This window comes from Collinsella tanakaei (genome assembly GCF_030373545.1).
GTDB lineage: Bacteria > Actinomycetota > Coriobacteriia > Coriobacteriales > Coriobacteriaceae > Collinsella > Collinsella tanakaei_C.
Window position 1 is genome coordinate 89,538 of sequence record NZ_JAUDCO010000002.1, and the last position, 20,002, is coordinate 109,539.

Here is a 20,002-nt window from a genome sequence, read left to right on the forward strand (position 1 = left end):
CGACGCCTCGTGCGGTCGATTTGGCGCCAGGGCCGCTGTTTTCCGTGGGCGTACCCGTTCAAGACGCAATTGAGTCTACCTTGCATTTGTGCAGGTGTTCTCGCATAATAGCTGCTAACGGTCGCGACGGTAAACGCAGATGAATCGAACCACATCCGTTGCTTGGTACCACATCGCCCAAGCTTCACAATCGACGTTTCCCGCGAACGCCCCGGGGGTGAACTCGGCTTCTGCCGCGTTTACCTCGGCTGTTGTGCATCAAGAGATGGAGGAGACGGCAATGGAGGCTTCCATGCATACGCATCGTGCGCTCACGGCGGGTCTGTCGGCGGGTGCAGGGTTGGCGATTTCCGCTGCGGCGTTTGCGGCGACCATGCCCTTCGAGCGTGTTCACAGCGTCATCGGGTCCGCCGCCGTTCCCTTTGCCGTCGGCTCCGTCGCGGGCGTGGGGCTGTTCGCCATCGGTCTCGGTATCGCCGACATCGCAACCGCTCACCGCGATGAGGGCTACCAGGCGAAGGTCCGCAAGGCAAACGCCGACGCCGAAGCCTACCGGCGCTCCCGCCAGCGCACCGCAGCGCCCAAGGGCGTGCCGGTGATCGCCCGCGCCTCCGACGCTCTGAGCGAGGAGGAGGCATGGGCGGATATCGATGAGCTGCTGAGAAGCGATTCCCCGGTCAGCTGCGACCCTGCGCGCTCCAAGGATATCTACGAGATCGCCCTCGAGGAGATGTCCGCCGGTGCGGCGGCGTCCTCGTCGACACATGCCGGGTATTCTGCTTCCGCCGCCGAGCCCGTGGTCGACCCCTTCGCCTACACGCCTCAGCCCGATGATGCCTACGGAGTGTGGGCATCTCAGGCTTCTGCCGATGTCACCTCGCAGATCTACGCGCAGGCGCCCGCCGACGTCACGGCGTCGACCTATACGCCGAGCGGAGCCGTCACGGGTCAGGGGTTCCAGCAGGCAGCGCAGGCTGCGGACAGCACGAACGTCTACATGGCCGCGGCGGGCTACCAGGCTGCCGCTCCCTCGCCGCAGGTGGCGGGTTTCGATCTCGACCTGGACGAGCCCTCTGTGGACTACTTCTCCGAGGTTCCCGTCGCGCCTGCAGCCGAGGCCGTCGCGGAGCCTGCGGTCGCGTCGGTCCCCATGGCGGACTATTCCGGCCATGAGGATATGTGGGCCGCGGCCCTGGCGATTCTCGCCGAGCCGGATGATGCGGGTGCAACCGCGTTCGCTTCGACGGCGAACCTGGGCAACACCGACCCGCTCGCCGCGACCCGTATGAGCGCCTTTGCCGAGGGCGCCCAGCAGACCGGCAGGCATACGCGCGTCAACGAGATCCTCGAAGAGGAGTTCGAGCGCGTTCCCTCTCAGAGCGTCCGCCGTACGAGCCGCGAGTACCTGCGCGTCATCCAGGGCGGAACCCAGGCGCTCCCGCGCATGACGGTCGAGGCGTAACGCACGTTGAGCTTCAGATGTAACCGTACGCATTCGGGCATATCTGTGCCCTGGCTGATCGCGTCCGTCGCGATGGTTGCCCTGATATGGGGAAATTCGCTTGTGCCGGGGGAGGGGAGCTCATCTGTCAGCATGGCGGTCGTCGATGCCGTGCGCGCCGTGCTCGATGGGTGCGGCATCCCGAGTGCATGGGTCACCAATTTTCTTGTGCGCAAGACGGCTCACTTCACCGAATACGCCATCTTGGGAATCCTGATCGCGCAGGCGCTTGATCACGACGGACGGGCGCCGCAGGCCCGCCTGCTCACCATCGCCGCCCTGCTCGTCTTGGTCCCGTCGGTCGATGAGGGGATCCAGCTGTTCGTGAGCGGGAGGTCAGGCCAGGTGAGCGACGTACTGCTCGACTGCTGCGGAGCCGCGACGGGCGTGGCTGTACGCCATCTGATCAGGTTCGGCATTCGGCGCGGGAAAGCATCGGACGGCGGCGGCGGCTGACGTTTTCTGCGGGTTGTCGTGCTTTCTACACAGGGCAAAGTTTTTCGAAGAAAATGCTTGCACCACCGGCATGCGGCGTGCATAATATACAACGCGCTTTGCAAGAGGCCACATGGTGGGTGTAGCTCAGTTGGCTAGAGCGACGGGTTGTGGTCCCGTAGGTCGAGGGTTCGAGTCCCTTTACCCACCCCATTCCCTCTTGTGCGCTTCGGTTGCATGGACCGTTAGCTCAGCTGGCTAGAGCAGGGGACTCTTAATCCCAAGGTCCAGGGTTCGAATCCCTGACGGTCCACCATCAACCACGCCCTACGGCACTCGGACCGTTAGCTCAGCTGGCTAGAGCAGGGGACTCTTAATCCCAAGGTCCAGGGTTCGAATCCCTGACGGTCCACCCATTCGCAACGAAGCCCCGACAAGGGGCTTTTTTCATATCTGTTCACCTTGCGGGGGATTCGAACCCGAAGGGCCCCATGCTGCGACGAACGCGTGAGCGTTCGCCAGCATGGGTCGTATGTAAAATTACCCTAGGGATTTTTTTACATGACGTTCAGCAGGGCTGCTATCGCCCGATTCGGCCCACACGTCATGTAAAAAAATCCCTAGGGTGATTTTACATGCAATTCGCTGCCGTTCGCCGAATCATGCGTGACGCTTTCGCGCTAAAATGGTCACGCATGTCAGTGTCCGAAATGTGTACTTCGCCAGTACGCGTTCGGGATTGATCACGAAAGAGAGGAGAGGCATGCAGTACACAGCAGAAGTGGAGAACATGTGCCCCGTCGCCAAGGGCGCATACCACGGCCCCGCGCCCATCCCCGAGGAGGGTCAGTGGATCCAGGCCAAGGAGATCTCCGACATCTCCGGCCTTACGCACGGCGTGGGTTGGTGCGCTCCCCAGCAGGGTGCGTCCAAGCTGACGCTCAACGTCAAGAACGGCATCATCGAGGAGTGCCTCGTCGAGACCCTCGGTTGCTCCGGCATGACTCACTCCGCCGCCATGGCTTCCGAGATCCTTCCCGGTAAGACCATCCTCGAGGCCCTGAACACCGACCTCGTCTGCGACGCCATCAACGTTGCCATGCGCGAGATCTTCCTGCAGATCGTGTACGGTCGCAGCCAGACCGCGTTCTCCGAGGGCGGCCTGCCCGTCGGCGCCTCCCTTGACGACCTCGGCAAGGGCCTGCGCTCCCAGGTCGGCACCATGTTCGGCACCAAGGCCAAGGGCGCTCGTTACCTCGAGCTCTCCCAGGGCTACGTCACCCGCATGGCGCTGAACGACAAGAACGAGATCATCGCGTTCGAGTTCCTGAACCTCGGTAAGTTCACCGACGCCCTCAAGAAGGGCGCCACCCCCGAGGACGCCATCGCGGGCGCCATGGGTCACTATGGTCAGTGGGAGGCCGCTGCCAAGTACATCGATCCTCGTACCGACGAGGAGACCCACACCGTCGAGTCCGTGTTCCCGGTTCACGAGTAGAAAGGGAGGGAAAGAACAATGGCTGTTAGCTTCGAAGGTTACGAGCGCCGCATCGACAAGATCAACGCGTGCCTCGCCGAGAACGGCATCTCCTCCCTCGAGGAGGCCCTGCAGATCTGCCAGGACAAGGGCATCGACCCGCGCGCGATCACCGAGGACGTCCAGTCCATCGCGTTCGAGAACGCCAAGTGGGCCTACACCCTCGGCTGCGCGCTCGCCATCAAGAAGGGCGCCAAGAGCGCCTCTGAGGCCGCCGCTATCATCGGCGAGGGCCTGCAGGCCTTCTGCGTGCCCGGCTCCGTCGCCGAGGACCGCAAGGTCGGTCTGGGCCACGGCAACCTGGGCGCCATGCTGCTCGGCGACGACACCGAGTGCTTCGCGTTCCTGGCCGGTCACGAGTCCTTCGCGGCCGCTGAGGGCGCTATCGGCATCGCGATGAACGCCAACAAGGCCCGCAAGAAGCCGCTGCGCGTCATCCTGAACGGTCTTGGCAAGGACGCCGCCCAGATCATCGCCCGCATCAACGGCTTCACCTACGTGAAGACCCAGTTCGACTACTTCACCAGCGAGCTCAAGATCGTCGAGAAGATTCCGTACTCCGATGGTCCGCGCGCCGAGGTCAACTGCTACGGCGCCGACGACGTCCGCGAGGGTGTCGCCATCATGTGGCACGAGAACGTCGACATCTCGATCACCGGCAACTCCACCAACCCCACGCGCTTCCAGCACCCCGTCGCGGGCACCTACTTCAAGGAGCGCGTGCTGGCCGGCAAGAAGTACTTCTCCGTCGCTTCCGGCGGCGGTACCGGCCGTACCCTGCACCCGGACAACATGGCCGCCGGCCCTGCCTCCTACGGCATGACCGACACCATGGGCCGCATGCACTCCAGCGCCCAGTTCGCCGGCTCCTCCTCGGTGCCTGCGCACGTCGACATGATGGGCCTCATCGGCATGGGCAACAACCCCATGGTCGGCTGCACCGTCGCGTGCGCCGTCGCCGTCAACGCTGCGCTCAACGAGTAGTCGCGTGAAATAAGACAGAGGTATTCATCTCTGCGCACCGCCGTCCGGTTCCGTTCCGGGCGGCGGTTTTTATGTAAAATAACCCTAGGGATTTTTTTACATAGGGAGGGATCATGCCGACCGTACCTCGTCGTATCTCAGAATCCGGGCTGTACCATGTCGTCGCGCGTGGGAACGGCCGTCAGCTCATCTTTACCGACGATGGGGATAGGGAGGCCTTCCTCGAGCGTCTGGAGCACGCCGTGAGGGAAAACGAGTTGACCGTCATCGCGTGGTGCCTCATGGACAACCACGTGCATCTCGTGGTGCAGGATGACTCCCAGCGCTTCGCCCCCGTTATCGGCAGCTTGCTGGGCGCGTATGCGAAGTATTTCAACCGGAAGACCGGTCATGTGGGCAGCGTGTTCCAGCAGCGGTTTTTCAGCGAGCCGATCGAGGACGATGAATACCTGCTCGCATCCGTCCGCTACGTTCATATCAATCCGGAGAAGGCCGGAATATGCCCAGCGCCCGAATATCGGTGGAGCAGCTACCGCGCGTATGCGACAGGTGACGGCGACGGCCTGTGCGCGACCGGGCTCGTGCTCGACCTGCTCGATGGGCCGAAGGGCTTTGTCGAGCTGTGTGACGGCGTATCGGTGAAGGACGTGGGCTTCGAGGGGGCCATAAAGGTGGCTGACGACGAGGCGCTCAAGATGGCGAACGATATCGCGCGGGCCTTTGGATATACGGACGCCTCCGTCGTGAAGGGCCTGCCGATCTCGCAGCGCAACGCCGTTGTGGCTTCGATGCGGGGAAACGGTCTCACGATCAGGCAGGTCGAGCGCCTGACGGGGCTGGGCACCGGTGTCATCGCCCGCGTTCGGATGTAGCGGACCTGCCGAAGCTCCAAGGTGCGCGGAAACAACCTCGCCTGATCGCCTACGGAATAGCTGGCTGCGTGAAAACCCTTCCGCACATGGTCTGCGGAAGGGTTTTCCACCGTAAAGGGCACGGGAACCCTGGCATGCGTACCATGGGGCGGACCATGCCGCATGGATAGGATGAAATCGGTTCGATATCCTTGGAGAAAGGGGTTTTCCATGAAGGTCACCAAGGGCGGCACCGTATCCAAGCTGCTTGCCGGCGTCGAGATTCCCGAGATGTTCCACGCGCGCCAGACCTTCCCGCGCGAGAGCATCTCCGCCGAGCAGATTCCCGCAATCGTCGAGGAGCAGATCGCCCAGCCTCAGTTCTCCGAGAAGATCAAGCCCGGTATGAGCATCGCCATCACGGCGGGCAGTCGCGGCATCCGCAATGTCGACATCATCACGAAGGCTGTCGTCGACGCCGTCAAGCGTCGCGGCGCCAACCCGTTCATCGTGCCGTCCATGGGCAGCCACGGTGGCGCCACGGCCGAGGGCCAAAAGGAGATGCTCGCCGGTTTCGGCATCACCGAGGAGGCCATGGGCTGCCCCATCAAGAGCTCCATGGAGGTCGTCGAGCTCGGGTACTCGAGCCTCGGCAAGCGCGTCGTGCTCGACCGCAACGCCTACGAGTCCGACGGCATCATCGTCTCCTGCCGCCTCAAGCCGCATAACGCCTTCCGCGGTACGCACGAGTCCGGCCCCTGCAAGATGATGACCGTGGGCCTGGGCAAGCAGGTGGGCGCGCAGACCGTCCATTCCGACGGCATGGGCAAGATCGGGCAGAACATCCCCACCATGGCCGAGGTGGTGCTCGAGAAGGCGCCGATCCTGTTTGCGATTCCCTGCATCGAGAACGCTTACGACGAGACGGCCATGATCGAGGCGATCCTTCCCGAGAACATCCTGGCGCGCGAGGCGGAGCTGCTCGAGGTCGCCAAAGCCAACATGCCGTCGCTCATCGTGGGCGAGGGTGACGTGCTCGTGGTCGACGAGATCGGCAAGAACTACTCCGGCACGGGCGTGGACCCCAACATCACCGGCACGTTCTCGACCGAGTACGCGCACGGCGGCATCCAGGTGCAGCGCACCGCGTTTCTGAACCTGTCCGAGATCTCCCACGGCAACGCGCTGGGCGTCGGCCTGGCGAGCGCCATCACCTCCAAGATCTTCGACGTCATGGACATCGAGGCCATGTATCCCAACTGCCTGACCTCCACGGTGCTCAAGAGCGCCTGCATCCCGTGCGTCGTGGCCACCGACAAGGAGGCCATCCAGCTGTGCATCCGTACCTGCAACGGCATCGAGGGCAAGCCGGTGCGCATGGTGCGCATCGCCAACAGCCTGCATATCGGCCAGATCATGCTGTCTGCCGCGTACTACGAGGACGTCAAGGCGGGCAAGTACCCCGGTATCGAGGCACTCGACGAGCCGGCGCCGCTCGAGTTCGACGCTGACGACAACGTGGTGACGCCGGTCGCGCTGTAACGACCCTCCATGTGATGGCACGTCACGTGACAGGACGTCAGACTTCTTTCACCCATGGGACGGAACAGCCTGCCTGTTCCGCCCCTTTTTTCATGACTGTGGCAAAAAACGTGTTCTGCAACCGAAACGCAACCGCAAGGTGGTGGTGCTACCGAGGCGCAACCCGCAGGATGAGGGCATAAGGAAAGCGTCAAGCGAAGGGAGCTATCATGGGCTTTTCCGAAAACCTCTACCATCTGCGTTCGAGCCGTAACATGACACAGGAGCAGCTCGCGATGCTCATGGGGGTGAGCAGGCAGGCGATTTCGAAGTGGGAATCGGGGAGGGCGTATCCCGAGATGACCAAACTGGTACGTCTGTGCGGCATCTTCGAATGCGATCTGAACGATCTGGTGCGCGGGGATATGACGGAGATCGAGGCAAGGCCGGCCCTCGTGATACCCGGCGGCGCATTGCCGACGGACGTGTGCGGATACGACCGCCATATGCGCTCACGCGCGCTTTTGGTCGCCTGCGCGATCGGAGTTCCCCTGCTGTCGATCGCCGTGTTTTCCGGCACCTCGCCGACGTCGCTTGTCGTCATTGAGGCGGGAGAACCCGTGCCCTCGTTTCTGTCACGCTGCACCTATGGATTGCCCGCGCTTGTGATCGGGTTGCTTACGGGCCTGTTGCTTGCCACCGCGGCGGTCTTCCAGCATCTGGGTTTTCGCGGCCGCTATCCGTACGTGGAGGACTTCTATACCGACGAGCAGCGCTAGACGACTTTGGCGCTCGTGCGTCGCGCCCGAGTTATAGCGGGCGTGTCAGGTGCCATCGCGCTTGTCGCCTGCGGCATCAAGGCGGGTCCGCTGTTCCATGTGAGCGGCGGGCTGTGCTCGCTGTTCGCATGGGGTGCCGTTGCGGTGTGGTCGTCGGTCTGGGCGGCGCTTATGCGGGCTCGCCTGAACGTTGCGCGCTATAACGAGCGAAACGCCGCATCACTCGAGGAGCGCGAGGCGGCGGAGGCGTATGCCTCCCTTCCCGATACCCATGAGCTCGTGGCGGCCAATCCCGAGGTGCCGCGATTGGCGCAGGCATGGGTGAAGCGGCGTACCGTGGCGGTCTGCGTTGCGATTCTTGCGGCCTTCGGCCTGCTGGGTGCGGTGCTCCTCGCACTCGATCTGGGCATCTTCTTCATTCCGCTCGTGGTGGGTGCCGTCATGGCGACGCTGGCGGGGATATTCCTGCCATACATGAGATCGTAATCGTGCGATGTGAAGCCATACGATTGCGCCTGTAATCCAACGGAGCCGTCTCGACAAGGCCGAGACGGCTCCGCTGTGGGATGCAATATGAGCAAAATACCCCAGTTTATTGGCGCCTTGGCTATTCGGCGAGCATGCCGTCCAGCGTGCGCCAGGCGAGTTCGGCGCACTTCACGCGAGCGGGCATGTGGGAGATGTCCTTCAGCTGCGCCGCTTCGTCCAGGTCCTCGTAGTCATCCTCGGAGAGCTCCTCGCCGCGGATCATCGCCAAGAACAGCCCCGAGAGCCGACGCGCCTCCTCGACGGTCTCGCCGGTGATGAGCTCGGCCATGATGTCGGCCGACGCCTGCGAGATGGCGCAGCCGTGGCCGGTGAAGCTCGCCTCCTCGATCACGCCGTCCTCCACGCGCAGCTGCAGGGTCAGCTCGTCGCCGCAGCTCGGGTTGATGCCGTCGTGCTCGTGGGTGGGGGAGTCCATCTCGTACTTGTAGTCGGGGTGCGAGTTGTGCTCCATGAAGGTGGTGGAGGTGTAAAGGTTGCCCATGCGGGTGCTCCTTGGAAATCGCGGGTGGTGGGGCGGTGACGTCTCGGCGTGGCGCTACGCGTTGAAGGTGGACCAGACGGCGGCGAGTCCGTCGACGAAGCGGTCGACGTCGCTCTTGTCGTTGTAGAACGCCAGGCTCGCGCGGCAGCAGGCGAGGTTCTCGACGCCGAGCCAGGTGAGCAGCGGCTGGGCGCAGTGGTGCCCGGCGCGGATGCACACGCCGCTCATGTCGAGGATGCTCGCCACGTCGTGCGGGTGGATGCCGCGGACGTTGAAGCTGATGACGCCGTGGTGGCGTGCCGCCTCGGCGGGCCCGATGATGTCGACGTAGGGCAGCTCGGCCATGCGTTCCATCGCGTACGCGATGAGCGCCGCCTCGCGCGCTGCCACGGCGTCGTAGCCGACGGTTTCGGTGAGGTAGGAGAGGGCCACACCGGTGGCATAGATGCCGGCGGCGTCCTGCGTACCTGCCTCGAACTTTTCGGGTACCGGCGCCCAGACGGCGTCGGTCTCGGTCACCGAGTCGATCATCTCGCCGCCGGTGAGCATGGGCGGCATCTGCTCGAGCAACTCATGGCGTCCCCACAGCACGCCGATGCCCATGGGGCCGAGTGCCTTGTGGGCGGAGAAGACGTAGAAGTCCGCACCGAGCGCGCGTACGTCGACCGCCATGTGGGGCACCGACTGCGCGCCGTCGACCACGAGGTAGCCGCCCTGGGCGTGCACGGCCTCGGCCAGCTTGGCGATGGGGTTTTCGACGCCCATCACGTTGGACACGTGACCCGCGGCGACGATCTTGGTGCGCGGTCCCACCTTGGCGGCGATCTCGTCGTCGGTGATCGTGCCGTCCTGCTCGGGGTAGAGGTACACGAGCGTGGCGCCCGCAGCACGGCAGGCCTGCTGCCAGGGGATGAGGTTGGAGTGATGTTCCATGATGGTGATGGCCACCTCGTCGCCCGGCTCGAGCACGCACGGGGCGAAGGACTTCGCCACCAGGTTCAGCGACTCGCTCGCGTTGCGGGTGAACACGATGTCGCGCGCCTCCGCGCGTCCGCGCTCGTCCACCGCACCGAGCAAGCGTGCGATCTGGGCGCGCACCTGCGCGATGGCCTCGGTCGCCTCGACCGACAGCGAGTACAGGCCGCGCAGCGGGTTGGCGTTCATCGTCTCGTAGAAGTGGCGCTGCGCATCGAGCGCGCAGGTGGGACGCTGTGCGGTGGCGCCGCTGTCCAGAAACGCGATCTCGGGCTTGCCCGCGAGCAGAGGGAAGTCTGCCTTATAGGGATTCGCCTCGATGTCGATCATGCGATCTCCTCCTCGAAATCGGCGAAGTCGTCGACGAGCGCCGAGCCCAGGCGCACCACGTTGGCGCGGATATCCTTATCGGGGGCGGAAAGCGCGGCGTCCTCCAGCTTGGCGGACACGAACAGCGCCTCGGCAGCCTCCTGCGAAAGGCCGCGGCAGCCGAGGTAGAACAGCTGCTCGGGACGCACGTGGCCGATGGTGGCGCCGTGGTTGCCCGCCACGTCGTCCTCGTCGCACAAAATGGTCGGGACGGTCTTGTTGTCCACGCCTTGATTGGCCAGAAGCACGGTCTCGCGTTCGGAGCCTTCCGAGCCCTTGCAGCCGTGGACAAGGTCGATCGTGCCGCGCAGCACCTTCTTGGAGGTGCCGGTGAGCACGCCGTTGGCGTCCATGTTGGAGATGGTCTTGCGACCGCGATGGCGGATGATGTAGTTGAAGTCGCGCTGCTCGGCACCCGAGGCGAGGTAGCGGGTGTCGATATCCATGCGCGCGGTGTCGCCGCGCAGATCGGAGGCGAGGCCCGTGTAGGTGCGGCCGCCGCCGAGGACGATGTGGCGCACGTTCACGCGCGCGCCCTCGTCGAGCACGTAGCCGGCGTCGTCGATGGCGGTGAATGCGGCGTCAGCGGTCATGTAGACGGTGACGTCCACATGGGAGCGAGCGCCGGCGAACACGCGGAGCTCGGAGCCGATAAGGCCCGCGACATCGCTGCCGGCCGCATTGCCGTCGAGCGATATGGTGAGATCGATGCTGGAATCGGGGGCGGCGACCACGTCGACGCTCGCGCCGGCGGCGCTGCCGGAGACGCCCGACACGCGCACGGTCGCCGCGGCGTCCTCGCCCTGCTCGGTGGCGAGCACGACGGTGTTGCCCGCCAGGAAGTTCAGGTAGGAGCGGACATCGATGTGCACGCCGGTTTCGAACGCCGCGGCCACATCGCCCGCGATCTCCTCGAGCGTGGCGCGGCGCTGATAGGTCGACAGCGCCGGGGTGTCGAGGTCATCAAGGCTCTCCGTCTCGCGCATGGCGGCGCGCACGCAGGCACGGGTGTCCTCGGCGTCACCGCGCGCGGCGTCCAGGCGCTCCTGCAGCTCGGTCAAGGCACCCTCGAAGCTGGCGTGGTTCTCGGTGAGGTCCTCGCCGGCCTCGACGGTCACCGAGCCCTCGCGGGCGAGTTCGACCGGAATCTCGATCTTCGTGTCGTTCATGCGCAGCCAACCCCAGGTGGGTGCGGGCATGGCGCTCGCGTTGCGTATCGTCAGGGCATCCATTATCCGATCGCCCCTTCCATCTCGAGCTTGATCAGGTTGTTCATCTCGACGGCGTACTCGAGCGGAAGCTCCTTGGAGACCGGGTTCGCAAAGCCGTTCACGATCATGGTGCGGGCCTCCTCCTCGGAGATGCCGCGGCTCATGAGGTAGAAGATCTTGTCGTCTCCGATGCGGCCGATGGTGGCCTCGTGCCCGATGTCCACGTTCTTGGCGCGGATGTCCATCGAGGGGATGGTGTCGGAACGGCTCTCGTCGTCGAGCATGAGCGACTGGCAGGAGACCGTGGCGGCCGAGCCCTCAGCGGCAGGCGTCGCCACGATGGAGCTGCGGAACGTCTGGATGCCGCCGCCTTTGGAGATGCCCTTCGTCTCGACGGTCGCCGTCGTCTCCGGCGCGCCGAGCACCACCTTGCAGCCGGTGTCGAGGTTCTGGCCCGCGCCGGCGAACGTGATGCCGGTGAAGCTCGACTTGGACCTGCGGCCCGCGAGCACGCTCATGGGGTAGAGGTAGCCCACGTGGCTGCCGAAGGAGCCCGAGATCCATTCGATCTCGCCCTCCTCGTCGCAGCGGGCGCGCTTGGTGTTCAGGTTGTACATGTTCTTGGACCAGTTCTCGATCGTGGAGTAGCGCAGGTGCGCGCGCTTGCCCACGAACAGCTCCACGGCGCCGGCATGAAGGTTGGCCACGTTGTATTTGGGCGCCGAGCAGCCCTCGATGAAGTGCAGGTCGGCGTCGTCCTCGACGATGATGAGCGTGTGCTCGAACTGGCCCGCGCCGGCGGCGTTCAGGCGGAAGTAGCTCTGCAGGGGGAAGTCGAGCTTCACGCCTTTCGGCACGTAGACAAACGAGCCGCCCGACCACACGGCGCCGTGCAGGGCCGCGAACTTGTGGTCGGTGGGCGGGATGAGCGTCATGAACTTCTCGCGGATGATCGCCTCCCACTTCGGCTCGTGGAGCGCCTCCTCGATGCCGGAGTAGACGATGCCCATCTTGGAGGCGGTGTCCTGCATGTTGTGGTACACGAGTTCGGAGTCGTACTGCGCGCCCACGCCGGCCAGGTAGCTGCGCTCGGCCTCGGGGATGCCGAGGCGCTCGAAGGTGTTCTTGATGTCATCGGGCACGGAGTCCCAGTCGGCCTTCTGGTCGGTGTTGGGCTTCACGTAGGTGACGATGTGGTCCATGTCCAGCCCGGCGATCGATGGGCCCCAGGTGGGGTTGGGCATGCGGTTGTAGATCTCGAGGGACTTCAGGCGAAACTCGAGCATCCACTCCGGTTCGTCCTTGCGCTGGGAGATCTCGGTCACGATCTCGGGCGTGAGGCCGGCGTCAAGGCGCTCGAAGCCCTCCTCGCCATAGCGGAAATCGTAGAGGCTGCGGTCGATATCCGCGACCTCGGTGCGCTGCTTTGCCACGTCAGGCCTCCTTAGCGCGCCTCGGCGGCGTCGGCCGCCTCGCGCTCGAACGACTCGAAGCCGTGCTCGTCGATCCAGGGGATGAGGCTCGCGTCGTCCTCGCGCACGATGCGGCCACCGACCATGACGTGCACGCGGTCGACGGAGAGGTGCTCGAGGATGCGGGTGTTGTGGGTGATGATGATGAGCGAGCCGTCGCAGCTGGCGCGATAGGCGTCCATGCCGCGGCTGACGACGGACAGCGCGTCGACGTCCAGGCCGGAGTCGGTCTCGTCGAGGATGGCGAGCTTGGGCTGGAGCAACAGCAGCTGCAGCATCTCGACCTTCTTCTTCTCGCCGCCGGAGAAGCCCACGCCCAGTTCGCGGTTGAGGTAGGCGGTGTCCATGTCGAGCTGGGCGGCGAGCTCCTTCACGCGACGGCGGAACTCCTTGCCGCGCATCTCGAGGCCGGGGCGGCCGGCGATGCTCGCGCGCAGGAAGCTCGACAGCGGCACGCCGGGGATCTCGACCGGCGCCTGGAACGACAGGAACAGGCCGGCGCGACTGCGCTTGTCGCAGGACAGCTCGGTGATGTCGGCGCCGTCGAAGGCGATGGTGCCCTCGTTGACGGTGTAGACGGGGTCGCCCATGATGACATGGCCCATGGTCGACTTGCCCGCACCGTTGGGGCCCATGAGTACGTGGGTCTCGCCGGCACGGACGCTCAGGTCGACGCCGTGCAAGATGGTCTTCTCGTCGACCGAGGCGGTGAGGTTGCTGACGCTGAGCAGCGCTTCTGTTGACATAGGGTGTCCTTCCTCCAGCTGTTCGGGTAAACCCTAGGAATTCTCTCGGGATAAGGATAAGATGTAGCGGAAAAGAGTCAAGGTTATTCCGAGCAATTCACTAAGATTAGGGTTGCGATTCTTCGTTACCGGGGTCGCGGCGCGCGAGAAGCCTTCGGTCCGACGTGTTCGCACAGCCCTGTCCGCTCGACTTCGGGAGGCACATCGATGCTCATTTCCTCTAAAGGCCGCTATGCGCTGCGCCTCATGATCTATATCGCCGCCTTCGGTGACGAGGAGGGCAAGATCGCCCTGCGCGAGGTCGCGGAGCGCGAGAGTATCTCGCTCAAGTATCTCGAGCAGCTCGTGCGTCCCCTCATGCAGGCGGGGCTTCTGAAGAGCGTGCGCGGCAAGGGCGGCGGCTACATGCTCGCCCGACCGGCCGAGGAGGTCAGCGCCGGCGATATCCTGCGCGCCGCGGAGGGCGCGACGGCGCCCGTCGCCTGCGAGGGGCTCGAGGGCTCCTGCGTGCGTTCCGACCTGTGCTCGACGGTGAAGTTCTGGCAAGGGCTCGAGGCCGCCATCGACGAGTACGTCGACGGCGTCACGCTTGCCGAGCTCGCGCGCGTGCCCGAGCTCAAACTGGACGTCGATCTAGCTAGTATCGAAGTCTAGCTAGGATATTGACGCGCTCGGTGCGATAATCCTGTGACGGCAGGGAAGGTTCCGCTCGCACGCGGGCGGGATTTGATGAGACATCACGAAGGAGAGCACATGGGCGATTACCTGATTTCCTGCGAGTCGACGGCGGATATGCCGCTGGAGTTCTATCGAGAGCGCAAGGTCGGCTACGTTTGCTTCCACTATGAGATGAACGGCGAGACCTATGTGGACGATATCTATCAGTCCACGACGCCGCAGGAGTTCTTCGGCAAGCTCAAGGCCGGCGCGCAGGCTAAGACCTCGCAGGTCAGCACCGGCGATTACGTCGATTTCTGGGAGCCGTACCTCAAGCAGGGCATCGACATCCTGCACGTCTCGCTGTCCACGGGCATCTCGGGAACCTACAACTCCGCCTGCCTTGCCGCCGAGACGCTGGCCCCGAAGTATCCCGAGCGCAAGATCCGCGTGATCGACTCGCTGTCGGCGTCCGCCGGTTTCGGCCTGCTGGTCGAGCTCATGGCCGACAAGCGCGACGAGGGCATGGGCTTCGACGAGCTGGTCGAGTGGGCCGAGACCAACAAGATGTATGTCAACCAGTGGTTCTTCGTCTCCGACCTCGATTGCCTGAAGCGCGGCGGCCGCGTGTCCGCCACGAGCGCGCTGATCGCCACCGCGCTCAAGATCTGCCCGCTCATGAACGTCAACTTCGAGGGCAAGCTCATCCCGCGCGAGAAGATCCGCACCAAGAAGAAGGCGATCGTGCGCCTGGTGGACGCCATGATGGACCACGTCCAAAACGGTGCGAACTACAACGGGCGCTGCACGATCTCGCATTCCGACTGCCTGGACGACGCGCTCGAGGTCGCGCGCCTCATCGGCGAGAAAATCCCGGCGCTCGACGGCAAGATCGAGATCAGCGATATCGGCGGCGTCATCGGCGCCCATACCGGCCCGGGCACGGTCGCGCTGTTCTTCATGGGCGACAAGCGCGTGGACTGATCGCCCGCATCTGATACGCCATAGATTCGGCGAGATACCTGGCGCCGCCTGCGACCATCGAGATCGGTTGGTCACAGGCGGCGTTTCTTGTACGGTCCCGATGCCGCGCGTCTTGCGCTCGTGGTGGGCCCCTGTTCTTTTGCGTCACGTCGCCTAGACGGCGTGCGCCTTTGGTAATCTGGAACCAGATATCACCACCCGGGTACCGGGTTTTCTTGATAAGGCTGTGAGGACATGGGAGACATCCTGGACATCATCGTCCCCGTGGGGATCTGCATCGCCGCCATCGTCGCCGCCGCGATCGTCTACTGCATCGTCGTGGCCGTGAAGAGCCGCAGGGCGACCAAACGCGAACAGGAGGCGTGGCGCGAGCAGCGCGCCGGCGGGAAGGGCCGCGCACGCGACGATGCCGACAGGCGATAGCTAACGCGTTTTGCGCGTACGGCGCTTGATGTGCGCCATGTAGAAGCCCTCGAACTCGCGGGTGGGGCACACGGCGAGCGTGCCCTCAAGCCGTGTCGCCATGCGGGGGATGGCCAGATCGCCCTCGGCGCCGCCCTCGATCGCGATGGGCTCGATGACGCAGTCGCGATGGCGCTTGAGCGCCGCGGCGACGATCTCCTCGTTTTCGGCGGGTAGAACCGAGCATGTGGAGTACACAAGCGTACCGCCCGGCTTGAGGACGGTGAGCGCGCGGTCGATGAGCGCCCGCTGGGAACGCGTCACCTTGTCGAGAAGCTGCTGGGTGACGCGGCGCGCCGCCTTCTCGTCGCCGCCGTGCACGGTGCCCGATCCGGTGCAGGGGGCATCGAGCAGAATCTGATCGAACGAGAAGAACGTATCGAGCTTGCGTGCATCGCAGCGCATGACCTGAATGTTTCTCGCGCCGAGCTTGGCCAAGTTGTATTCGAGCCTCTCGGCGCGCGGCCCGTTGAGCTCGCAGGCCGTGATGCGTGCCGCGCCGCCTGCGAGCGCCGCCATCTGGCTGGTCTTGCCGCCGGGCGCGGCGCACATGTCGAGGATGTCGGCGCCTGCGCGCGGAGCGAGGGCGAGCGGCGGCAGCATGGATGAGAGGCTCTGCAGATAGACCTCGCCGTTGCGGTAGATATCGAGGTCCCAGACATCGCGCTCGCGCGCACCCGCCAACACGAAGGCGTCCGGGTACCACGGGGTGCGCGCGTATGCGATGCCGGCGTCGTCCAGAGCGCGCGCGACGGCCTCAGCATCGCTTTTGAGCGTGTTGGCGCGCAGGGTCACGGGTCGATCGGCCGCCGCGCGCAGGCCGTCGAGGATGCGTGCGGCGTCGGTGGCGTTATAGGACGCCTCGACGCGCTCGATGATAAACGCCGGCAGGGTGCGCGGTTCTGTCTGGTCAGCCATGGTGTGCTCCCGGTTGCAAAAAGGTTGTTCGGCCTCCCATTGTCCTCGATTTCCACCGACGGTGCAAAACGGGGGAGCACAGCGCTTTGCCTATCGCGCCTATGAGGGCCAAGCGGGCGGGCAACCGTGCTGTTATGCCCTCCTGCTCCATGAAGTGAGTGCTTCATTTCGGAACCGTTTTGTATACCGCGTCGGCAGCAATTTCTGTACCAGCGGCTTTGCGTGTCGGACGCGCATGTCCACATGGGCATTCCGAATCGAAGCACTCACTTCGCGACCTATAAGGCAAGATGGGCCAGGCGTCGTGGTCTGAGCGCCGCTCGCGGCGCTACAGCACGAAGCCGAGCGCGATGAGGGCCACGCAGACGACGAGCGTGACGACGTCGCGACCGACGATGGGGTAGCGCTTGTAGGAGCTCGCGCGGGTGCGCAGGTAGAAGCCGCGCTGCTCGGCGGCGAGCGCCGTGGCGTCGGTCTTGCTCACGCTCGAGATGAGCAGCGGTACGCACAGCGGCAGCATGAGCTTCATCTTCTTGAAGGGGTTGTTCGTGTCGTAGGCCACGCCGCGGGCGGTCTGCGCCTCGATGATGGCGTTCATCTCCTGCGAGAACACCGGCACGAAACGCAGGGCGGTCGTGAAGGTGAAAGCGTACTTGTAGGGGAGATGCAGCTGCTCGACGCACGCGTTGGCCAGATCGTTGAGCTTGGTGACCATGAGCATGAGCACGAGCGGGAGCGCCACTCCGAGCAGGCGCAGGCAGGCCTTGCCGCCGGTGACAAGGCCCGCATCGGTCACGAAGGCGAACAGCGTCTCGCCGCTGCGGACGAAGATGAGCTGCAGGACCAGCATGATGAGCGCGACGGGCACGAGCAGCTTGAGCAGGCGGGCGAGGCGGCCGAACACGCCGGCGTAGACGGCGAGCAGCAGCGTGAAGGCGAGCAGGCCGACAAGCGCGGCATAGGTGTCGGACAGGAAGGTGGCGATGATGATCGCCGCGGCGAGCGCCAGCTTGGTGACGGGGTTCAGGCGATGCAGCAGGGTGTCGCCGGGTACGTAGTCGATCACGTTAAGCACGGCCCATCAGCTCCTTCACGGTCCGGACGATATCGCTGACCTCGGTGATGTGGGAGAACGCGGGGGAGACGTCGTGCGCCAGGCGCTGTGCGAGGTCGATGACCTGCGGGGGCGTGACGCTCGAGCGCGCCATGAGGTCGCGGTCGGCGAACAGGTCGCTCGCCGGTCCGCGGCCCAGGATGCGCCCGTCCGCCATGACGACGATGCGCTCGGCGAAGTCGCTCACGACCTCCATGTCGTGGCAGACCATCACGACGGCGCTGCCGTGCTCGGCCATATCGCGCACGGTCTCCATGACCGTCATGCACTCGCGGTAGTCGAGACCGCTCGTGGGCTCGTCGAGCACGACGATATCGGGCTCCATGACGACGACGCCGGCGAGCGCGACCATCTGGCGCTGCCCGCGCGACAGCGAGAAGGGCGCTTCGGTGGCGGGCAGGCCGAACCGCTTGATGACGCGCCGTGCGCGCTCGCGCGCCGCGGACGGATCGACGCCGGTGAGCTCGAGGCCGAAGGCGACCTCATCGAGCACGGTGTTCTTGCAGATCTGCCGGTCGGGGTTTTGGAACAGCGTCGCCACATGGGCGGCGATGGTCGACACGGGCGTGTCGCGCGTATCGAGCCCGGCGATGCGCACCGCGCCCTGCGAGGGGCGCAGCAGGCCGTTCAGCAGCTTGGTGAGGGTGGTTTTGCCTGCGCCGTTCTGACCCACGATGCCCACGAGCTCGCCCGGATAGACGGTCATGGACAGGTCTTGCACGCTCGCGCCGCCGTTGGGGTAGGTGAAGCCCACGTCGCGCAGGGTGAGCACGGGCTCGGCGCCCTCGGCGTGCGGGCGCGCGGGCACATGGGGGGACGGCTCGGGTTCGTCCGCGGCGCGCTCGCCGATGCCGGGCACCGTCGAGAGCGTGTCACGGATGAGCCGGTAGGCCTCCTCGACGTTTAGGCAGGGTTCCGTGGGCACAGCGAGGCCGTCGCGCGCCAGGCTGTTGGAGATGCGGACCGTGCGCGGGCTGTCGACGCCGATGGCGCGCAGGCGATCGCCGTGGGCGAACACCTCGTGCGGCGTCCCCTCGAGCTCGAGTCTGCCGGCGTTCATCACCAGCATGCGGCTGCAGTACTCGGACAGCAGCGCGACCTTCTGCTCGATCACGATGACGGTGATCTTCTTGGTGCGGTTGAGCTCGCGCAGGATGTCGAAGACCATGCGCGAGCTCACGGGATCGAGCGCGGCGGTGGGCTCGTCGAGCACCAGCACGCGCGGGGCGAGCGCCAGGATGGCGGCGATTGCGACCTTTTGCTTCTGCCCGCCGGACAGCGTGGCGATCTCGCGGTGGCGCAAATCGGCGATGCCGACGGCGTCGAGCGCCTCGCTCATGACGCGCTCGATATCAGCGTGGTCGACGCCAAAGTTCTCCAGGCCGAACAGCAGCTCGTCCTCGACGATTGAGGCGACCATCTGGGCGTCGATGTCCTGGTTGACGCTGCCCACGATGCGCGCAATGTCGGTGAGCGTCACCTCGCAGGTATCGGTGCCGTCGATGCGCGTCGCGCCGAACAGCTCGCCGGTGAAATGGTGGGGGATGGCGCCTGACAGGCACGCGGCGAGCGTGGACTTGCCTGCGCCCGACGGGCCGATGACGCCCACGAAATCGCCCGCCTCTACGCGCAGGGAGATGTCGTCGAGCGCGTGCTCGGCCTCCGATCCGTATGAGAACGAGACGCTCTCCATCTCGATGATCGCTGCCATGGGAACCTTTCCGATGTCAATCGCTGGATGCACCCGTCGTCTGCGCGCGATGCGCGGATGGGGTGGGGGATGTCGCTTGAGTGCGGCAGCATCCCATGATACCCGAGTTCTAGCGCTTCAGCGCGGCGCGAAGCGGCAGATAGAGCGCCTGCACCACGAACGCGTTGAACACCGCCGTGCCGAGCACGAGCGGGACTTTGACGAGGGTGGCCTCGAGGGCAAAGCCCGAGATGACCGTACCGGCGACGGCGAACAGCGCGCCGGAGACGAGTGTAGCGACGAAGGCGGCGACGAGCGGCGTCACGCTGCGGCCGGCGATGCGCACGTCGAGGCGGATGAGGGCGGCCATGGCAAGCGCGCCGGCGACCTCGGTGGCAAAGTTGAGCCCGGGGATGGACGTGCTAATCTGGATGACGGCGGCGGACACGAGGCCGAACACGGCTGCCTGAGCAAACGAGCTGCGCGTGATCAGGATGGCGAGCGCGTAGGCCGCGATGATGAACTGCGGCTTGATGCCAGTCATGGCCAGCGCGTTGCCGAGCGTCATGTTGAGGATGAGGCCGGCGGCAAGCAGCACGGCGAGCAGGATGAGCGAGGAGATACCGGTCGTGCCGGCGTGGGAGGTCGGGGCGGTCACGGTGCGGGCGACGGTGTCGTTCGAGCGCATGGGAGGCGTCCTTTCGGTATGAGGGATGGGCCCGTCGGGATGACGGTGCGGCAGCGTCGGGTATGGAGGTTGGATCGC

General features: G+C 65.1%; 20 protein-coding genes and 3 tRNA genes. 14 read left to right on the plus strand and 9 right to left on the minus strand.

The window, feature by feature from the left end; translation table 11 throughout:
* The first annotated feature begins 280 nt into the window (after nucleotides 1–280).
* The 11 genes from QUW00_RS01825 (at nucleotide 281) to QUW00_RS01875 (ending at nucleotide 8,094) form a co-directional block, all read left to right on the plus strand.
* The gene (locus tag QUW00_RS01825) at nucleotides 281–1,462 is read left to right on the plus strand and encodes a hypothetical protein (RefSeq protein ID WP_289612697.1); all 1,182 of its coding nucleotides are present in this window, start codon (nucleotides 281–283) and stop codon (nucleotides 1,460–1,462) included.
* Nucleotides 1,463–1,507: 45 nt separating this feature from the next.
* A complete protein-coding gene (locus QUW00_RS01830) occupies nucleotides 1,508–1,957 on the plus strand; it encodes a VanZ family protein (RefSeq protein ID WP_289612698.1) in 450 nt (149 codons plus the stop codon).
* Between the two features lie 115 nt (nucleotides 1,958–2,072).
* A tRNA-His gene (locus QUW00_RS01835) sits at nucleotides 2,073–2,149 on the plus strand.
* Between the two features lie 26 nt (nucleotides 2,150–2,175).
* Nucleotides 2,176–2,252, plus strand: a tRNA-Lys gene (locus tag QUW00_RS01840).
* A 22-nt stretch (nucleotides 2,253–2,274) separates the two neighbouring features.
* Nucleotides 2,275–2,348: transfer RNA gene (locus tag QUW00_RS01845), tRNA-Lys, on the plus strand.
* A 351-nt stretch (nucleotides 2,349–2,699) separates the two neighbouring features.
* Nucleotides 2,700–3,434, plus strand: coding sequence for an iron-sulfur cluster assembly scaffold protein (locus QUW00_RS01850; protein WP_066831924.1), 735 nt, complete (start codon nucleotides 2,700–2,702; stop codon nucleotides 3,432–3,434).
* A gap of 18 nt (nucleotides 3,435–3,452) precedes the next feature.
* Complete coding sequence (locus QUW00_RS01855) at nucleotides 3,453–4,457, plus strand: GGGtGRT protein (protein WP_235422423.1); 1,005 nt, start codon at nucleotides 3,453–3,455, stop codon at nucleotides 4,455–4,457.
* 113 nt (nucleotides 4,458–4,570) lie between these two features.
* Complete coding sequence (locus QUW00_RS01860) at nucleotides 4,571–5,329, plus strand: transposase (protein ID WP_289612699.1); 759 nt, start codon at nucleotides 4,571–4,573, stop codon at nucleotides 5,327–5,329.
* A 210-nt stretch (nucleotides 5,330–5,539) separates the two neighbouring features.
* Nucleotides 5,540–6,850 carry a lactate racemase domain-containing protein gene (locus QUW00_RS01865; RefSeq protein ID WP_289612700.1) on the plus strand — a complete coding sequence of 437 codons (1,311 nt, stop codon included), beginning with the start codon at nucleotides 5,540–5,542 and terminating at the stop codon, nucleotides 6,848–6,850.
* 209 nt (nucleotides 6,851–7,059) lie between these two features.
* Entirely contained in the window at nucleotides 7,060–7,608 is a 549-nt protein-coding gene (locus QUW00_RS01870; RefSeq protein ID WP_289612701.1) for a helix-turn-helix domain-containing protein, read from the plus strand.
* Nucleotides 7,609–7,650: 42 nt separating this feature from the next.
* A complete protein-coding gene (locus QUW00_RS01875; protein WP_289612702.1) occupies nucleotides 7,651–8,094 on the plus strand; it encodes a hypothetical protein in 444 nt (147 codons plus the stop codon).
* Nucleotides 8,095–8,215: 121 nt separating this feature from the next.
* Here the strand turns inward: QUW00_RS01875 and sufU are convergent, their stop codons facing one another.
* From sufU to sufC, 5 genes are read right to left on the minus strand one after another with little or no spacing between them, the layout of a single operon-like run.
* A complete protein-coding gene (sufU, locus tag QUW00_RS01880; protein WP_289612703.1) occupies nucleotides 8,216–8,638 on the minus strand; it encodes a Fe-S cluster assembly sulfur transfer protein SufU in 423 nt (140 codons plus the stop codon).
* 54 nt (nucleotides 8,639–8,692) lie between these two features.
* On the minus strand, nucleotides 8,693–9,943 hold the full coding sequence (locus QUW00_RS01885) for an aminotransferase class V-fold PLP-dependent enzyme (RefSeq protein WP_289612704.1): 1,251 nt from the start codon (nucleotides 9,941–9,943) through the stop codon (nucleotides 8,693–8,695).
* Nucleotides 9,940–11,214 carry a SufB/SufD family protein gene (locus QUW00_RS01890; protein WP_289612705.1) on the minus strand — a complete coding sequence of 425 codons (1,275 nt, stop codon included), beginning with the start codon at nucleotides 11,212–11,214 and terminating at the stop codon, nucleotides 9,940–9,942. Before QUW00_RS01890 ends, QUW00_RS01885 begins: the two co-directional genes overlap by 4 nt.
* The gene (gene sufB / locus QUW00_RS01895; protein ID WP_289612706.1) at nucleotides 11,214–12,626 is read right to left on the minus strand and encodes a Fe-S cluster assembly protein SufB; all 1,413 of its coding nucleotides are present in this window, start codon (nucleotides 12,624–12,626) and stop codon (nucleotides 11,214–11,216) included. Before sufB ends, QUW00_RS01890 begins: the two co-directional genes overlap by 1 nt.
* An 11-nt stretch (nucleotides 12,627–12,637) precedes the next feature.
* Nucleotides 12,638–13,411: a Fe-S cluster assembly ATPase SufC gene (gene sufC / locus QUW00_RS01900; RefSeq protein WP_289612707.1), complete on the minus strand. Its 774-nt coding sequence runs from the start codon at nucleotides 13,409–13,411 to the stop codon at nucleotides 12,638–12,640.
* A gap of 207 nt (nucleotides 13,412–13,618) precedes the next feature.
* Here sufC and QUW00_RS01905 point away from each other — a divergent pair, with 207 nt between their 5' ends.
* From QUW00_RS01905 to QUW00_RS01915, 3 genes are all read left to right on the plus strand, one after another.
* Nucleotides 13,619–14,065 (plus strand): RrF2 family transcriptional regulator, encoded by a 447-nt coding sequence (locus tag QUW00_RS01905; RefSeq protein ID WP_289612708.1) that lies wholly within the window; start codon nucleotides 13,619–13,621, stop codon nucleotides 14,063–14,065.
* 99 nt (nucleotides 14,066–14,164) lie between these two features.
* Entirely contained in the window at nucleotides 14,165–15,052 is an 888-nt protein-coding gene (locus QUW00_RS01910) for a DegV family protein (RefSeq protein ID WP_289612709.1), read from the plus strand.
* Nucleotides 15,053–15,286: 234 nt separating this feature from the next.
* Entirely contained in the window at nucleotides 15,287–15,475 is a 189-nt protein-coding gene (locus QUW00_RS01915; protein ID WP_289612710.1) for a hypothetical protein, read from the plus strand.
* Here the strand turns inward: QUW00_RS01915 and QUW00_RS01920 are convergent, their stop codons facing one another.
* From QUW00_RS01920 to QUW00_RS01935, 4 genes are all read right to left on the minus strand, one after another.
* Complete coding sequence (locus tag QUW00_RS01920; RefSeq protein ID WP_289612711.1) at nucleotides 15,476–16,432, minus strand: RsmB/NOP family class I SAM-dependent RNA methyltransferase; 957 nt, start codon at nucleotides 16,430–16,432, stop codon at nucleotides 15,476–15,478.
* A gap of 328 nt (nucleotides 16,433–16,760) precedes the next feature.
* Nucleotides 16,761–17,507, minus strand: a complete 747-nt coding sequence (locus QUW00_RS01925; RefSeq protein WP_289612712.1) for an energy-coupling factor transporter transmembrane component T family protein — start codon at nucleotides 17,505–17,507, stop codon at nucleotides 16,761–16,763.
* A complete protein-coding gene (locus QUW00_RS01930) occupies nucleotides 17,500–19,257 on the minus strand; it encodes an ABC transporter ATP-binding protein (protein WP_289612713.1) in 1,758 nt (585 codons plus the stop codon). The genes QUW00_RS01925 and QUW00_RS01930 overlap by 8 nt, the downstream gene beginning before the upstream one ends.
* A gap of 109 nt (nucleotides 19,258–19,366) precedes the next feature.
* Complete coding sequence (locus tag QUW00_RS01935) at nucleotides 19,367–19,924, minus strand: hypothetical protein (protein ID WP_289612714.1); 558 nt, start codon at nucleotides 19,922–19,924, stop codon at nucleotides 19,367–19,369.
* Between the last annotated feature and the right edge of the window lie 78 nt (nucleotides 19,925–20,002).

Coding starts and splice junctions, on each gene's coding strand:
- QUW00_RS01825 (WP_289612697.1), top strand. CDS start 281: ATGGAGGCTTCCATGCATACGCATCGTGCGCTCACGGCGGGTCTGTCG.
- QUW00_RS01850 (WP_066831924.1), top strand. CDS start 2,700: ATGCAGTACACAGCAGAAGTGGAGAACATGTGCCCCGTCGCCAAGGGC.
- QUW00_RS01855 (WP_235422423.1), top strand. CDS start 3,453: ATGGCTGTTAGCTTCGAAGGTTACGAGCGCCGCATCGACAAGATCAAC.
- QUW00_RS01860 (WP_289612699.1), top strand. CDS start 4,571: ATGCCGACCGTACCTCGTCGTATCTCAGAATCCGGGCTGTACCATGTC.
- QUW00_RS01865 (WP_289612700.1), top strand. CDS start 5,540: ATGAAGGTCACCAAGGGCGGCACCGTATCCAAGCTGCTTGCCGGCGTC.
- QUW00_RS01870 (WP_289612701.1), top strand. CDS start 7,060: ATGGGCTTTTCCGAAAACCTCTACCATCTGCGTTCGAGCCGTAACATG.
- sufU (WP_289612703.1), bottom strand. CDS start 8,638: ATGGGCAACCTTTACACCTCCACCACCTTCATGGAGCACAACTCGCAC.
- QUW00_RS01885 (WP_289612704.1), bottom strand. CDS start 9,943: ATGATCGACATCGAGGCGAATCCCTATAAGGCAGACTTCCCTCTGCTC.
- QUW00_RS01890 (WP_289612705.1), bottom strand. CDS start 11,214: ATGGATGCCCTGACGATACGCAACGCGAGCGCCATGCCCGCACCCACC.
- sufC (WP_289612707.1), bottom strand. CDS start 13,411: ATGTCAACAGAAGCGCTGCTCAGCGTCAGCAACCTCACCGCCTCGGTC.
- QUW00_RS01905 (WP_289612708.1), top strand. CDS start 13,619: ATGCTCATTTCCTCTAAAGGCCGCTATGCGCTGCGCCTCATGATCTAT.
- QUW00_RS01910 (WP_289612709.1), top strand. CDS start 14,165: ATGGGCGATTACCTGATTTCCTGCGAGTCGACGGCGGATATGCCGCTG.
- QUW00_RS01915 (WP_289612710.1), top strand. CDS start 15,287: ATGGGAGACATCCTGGACATCATCGTCCCCGTGGGGATCTGCATCGCC.
- QUW00_RS01920 (WP_289612711.1), bottom strand. CDS start 16,432: ATGGCTGACCAGACAGAACCGCGCACCCTGCCGGCGTTTATCATCGAG.
- QUW00_RS01930 (WP_289612713.1), bottom strand. CDS start 19,257: ATGGCAGCGATCATCGAGATGGAGAGCGTCTCGTTCTCATACGGATCG.
- QUW00_RS01935 (WP_289612714.1), bottom strand. CDS start 19,924: ATGCGCTCGAACGACACCGTCGCCCGCACCGTGACCGCCCCGACCTCC.